This is a genomic window from Halomonas sp. OfavH-34-E (assembly GCF_024124525.1).
Taxonomy (GTDB): Bacteria; Pseudomonadota; Gammaproteobacteria; order Pseudomonadales; family Halomonadaceae; genus Halomonas; species Halomonas litopenaei.
In genome coordinates this window covers 1-3117 of the sequence record NZ_JAMXRY010000111.1, presented here as the reverse complement: position 1 = coordinate 3117, position 3117 = coordinate 1, and the positions used below count along the sequence as shown (strand labels likewise).

The window sequence follows — 3117 nt, the reverse complement described above, 5'->3', positions numbered from 1 at the left end:
TGGTGTTCGACGCCGCCTCGCCAGGCACTGGCCTCGATCCTGACGCCCTGGGGGCGGTGGCCGGCACCCTGGTGGCGGGAGGCCTGCTGGTGCTGTTGACCCCCGACGACGGTGGCCGCCGACCCGACGACGACTACTGCCGCCTGGCGGCCCACCCTTGGCGGCCGGAACAGCTCACGAGCCGTTATCTAGAGCGCTGCCATCGGCTGCTGGCGGGTTTTCCCGGGATGCTGCGCTGGCGGCAGGGGGAGGGCCTGACGGCAACGCCCGATGATGGCCAGGAAAGCCCTTTTGCCGATGGCTCATGTTCAGACAACCCTTGTCCAGACAGCCCTTGTCCAGACAGCCCCGACCCGGATTGCCTGAGCCCCGACCAGGCCGAGGTGGTACGTCGGCTGACGCGGCTCAGGCGTCGCCGCCCGTTGGTGATCACCGCCGACCGTGGTCGCGGCAAGTCGGCGGCGCTGGGCATCGCCTGCGCCCGCCTGCTGGTCAAGGCCGAGCAGCAGTGCCAGGCGCCGCTGGATATCCTGGTGACGGCACCGAGGGCGTCCTCGGTGGCGCCGGTATTCGAGCGCCTGGCGACGCTGCTGCCCGAGGGACAGGGCGATGAAAGGGACTTCGAGGCGCCCGGGGGGCGGGTGCGTTTTATCGCCCCTGACGCACTGACTGACGCCGTCGCCCGGGGGGAAGCCGGCGGCCCCGGCTCGCTGCTGCTGGTGGACGAGGCGGCGGCGATTCCGGCGGCGCTGCTGGGCGAGTGGCTGGCGGCATTTCCGCGGCTTGCCTTCGCCACCACGGTGCATGGCTACGAGGGCTCGGGGCGAGGCTTTGCGTTGCGCTTTCGTCGTCATCTGGAGGCGCAGACGCCCCAGTGGCAGGCCATCGAGCTCAGGACGCCGATACGCTGGGCCGATGGAGACCCCCTTGAGCGGGCCATCGACGCGCTGCTGTGCCTGGATGCAGAACTCCCCACAGTGCCGAAGGGGGCGAGGGTGAGTGCGCCTTGTCCTGGTCAAAAGTTGGCCGAGCTGCCCTGTACCACGCTCGATCGTGATGTCCTGGCCCGGGACGAAGCCTCCCTGAGAGCCATCTTCGGCCTGCTGGTCCAGGCTCACTACCGCACCACCCCGGCGGACCTGCGGGCGCTGCTTGATGCGCCGGCGACCCGCATCTCGATCCTTGGGACACCACGTGCGCCGCTGGCGGTGTGCGTGTGCGTCGACGAGGGGGGCTTCGATGCGGATCTGGCCGAGCGAGTGCTGCTGGGACAGCGACGCCCGCGTGGTCACCTGATGGCCCAGTCGCTGGCGGCCCACGCCGGTGAAGCAGCGGCACTGAAGGCACCCAGCGCCCGGATCACCCGGATTGCCGTACACCCCGACTGGCGCCGCCTGGGGTGCGGGGCGAGGCTGATCCAGGAGGCGGCATGCCAGGCCGAACAGGCCGGCAAGGCGCTGCTGGGGGCGAGCTTCGGCGCCGATCCCGAGCTGCTGGCGTTCTGGCAGGCGCAGGGCTTTCGTCCGGTGCGCCTGGGACTGACCCGGGAGGCCGCCACCGGCGAGCATGCGGCGATGGTGGCGCTGGCCCTGGGGGAGCACAACCGGGACCTGATCGAGCGGCTGTCGCGGCGCTTTGAGCGGCAGTTGCCGGGGCTGCTGGCCTTCGAACTGACACGCCTGTCGCCACCCTTGGTACTGGCGCTGCTGGCGAGCGTCGGCGATCGCTATGCATTCGACGCCGAGGATCGCTTTTCTCTCGACGCCGATGACCGCTTTTCTCTCGACGCCGATGACCGCTTTTCTCTCGACGCCGAAGATCGCTTTTCTTTCGACGCCGATGACCGTCGTGAGCTCCAGGACCTGGCCAGGGGCCAGCGCGAGCCGGCGCTGGCGCGTCCGGCCATCCAGGCCCTGGTTCGCCGGCTGGCGTCGCTGTCACTGTCGCCGCCCATGTCGCCGTCCATGTCGTCGTCCATGTCGTCGTCCATGTCCAAGGCCGACGATGACCACGACAGTCTGGCCTGGCTCGCAGCGTGGGCGTTTCAGGGACGTTCGGAAAGTTCCCTGGCGCAGGGGCTATCGCTGCGCGGCAAGGCACAGGTCAAGCAATGGTTGCGGGACGCCGTGGGCCGAGCCCTGGCACTGCTGGAGACCCTTTCCAAGGCCCCGGGGCGAGGGTAGAGTGCCAACATTCGCAAAGGCAGACATAGACATCATGAACGAACATCTCGATAGCCTCGCTCCGACCGCCGTATGGCGTCACTTCCGTACCCTGTGCAACACGCCGCGCCCCTCGGGCCACGAGGCGGCTCTGGTCGAGATCCTTGAAGCCTGGGCAGACGAGCGCGGCATCGCCCACGACCGTGACGCCTACGGTAACCTGCGTCTGTCCAAGCCGGCGAGCCCCGGGCGCGAAGGGGCACCGGGGGTGATCCTCCAGGGCCATCTGGACATGGTGGCCCAGGCCAACGCCGACAAGCCCCACGACTTCACCCGGGACCCCATCGTCACGCGGGTCGAGGACGGCTGGCTCAAGGCCGACCAGACCACCCTGGGCGCCGACAATGGCCTGGGGGTGGCGGCGGCGCTGGCGATCCTCGGCGATGATGAGCTCGTCCATGGTCCGCTGGAGGCGATCTTCACCCTGGAGGAAGAGACCTCCATGGGCGGTGCGCTGAACCTGGCCGAAGGCTGGCTGGAGGGCAGCCTGTTGCTCAACCTTGACTCCGAGGACCGTGGCCAGGTCTACATCGGTTGTGCCGGTGGCGCCGACGTGGTGGTCGAGGCCCAGTTGCCGGTGGAGTCGGTGGGCGAGGATGAAGAAGCGCTGACGCTGAGCCTCAAGGGACTGCGTGGTGGCCACTCCGGAATCGATATCGACAAGGGGCTGGGCAACGCCAATCGCCTGCTGGTGCGGGTGCTGCGCGCCCTCGACAGCTGCGAGGTGCGCCTGGTCGACTACCGTGGCGGCACCCTGAGAAACGCCATCCCCCGCGAGGCCGAGGCGGTGGTGATGGTGCCTCGGGACGAGATCGACGCGCTGCGCTCGCGCATCGAGCGCCTCGAGGCCGATATGCGCCGAGAGCTGTCCGGCGTCGACGAGGGCCTGCGGCTG

General features: G+C 69.2%; 2 protein-coding genes. Both read left to right on the top strand.

The annotated features are described in order from the left end of the window. The coding region (locus NH448_RS23320) for a GNAT family N-acetyltransferase (RefSeq protein WP_253029585.1) at nucleotides 1–2183 on the top strand (2183 nt) is incomplete at its 5' end. 34 nt (nucleotides 2184–2217) lie between these two features. Further along, nucleotides 2218–3117 (top strand): M20/M25/M40 family metallo-hydrolase (locus NH448_RS23315; RefSeq protein ID WP_253029584.1); only part of this gene is annotated, 900 nt, incomplete at its 3' end.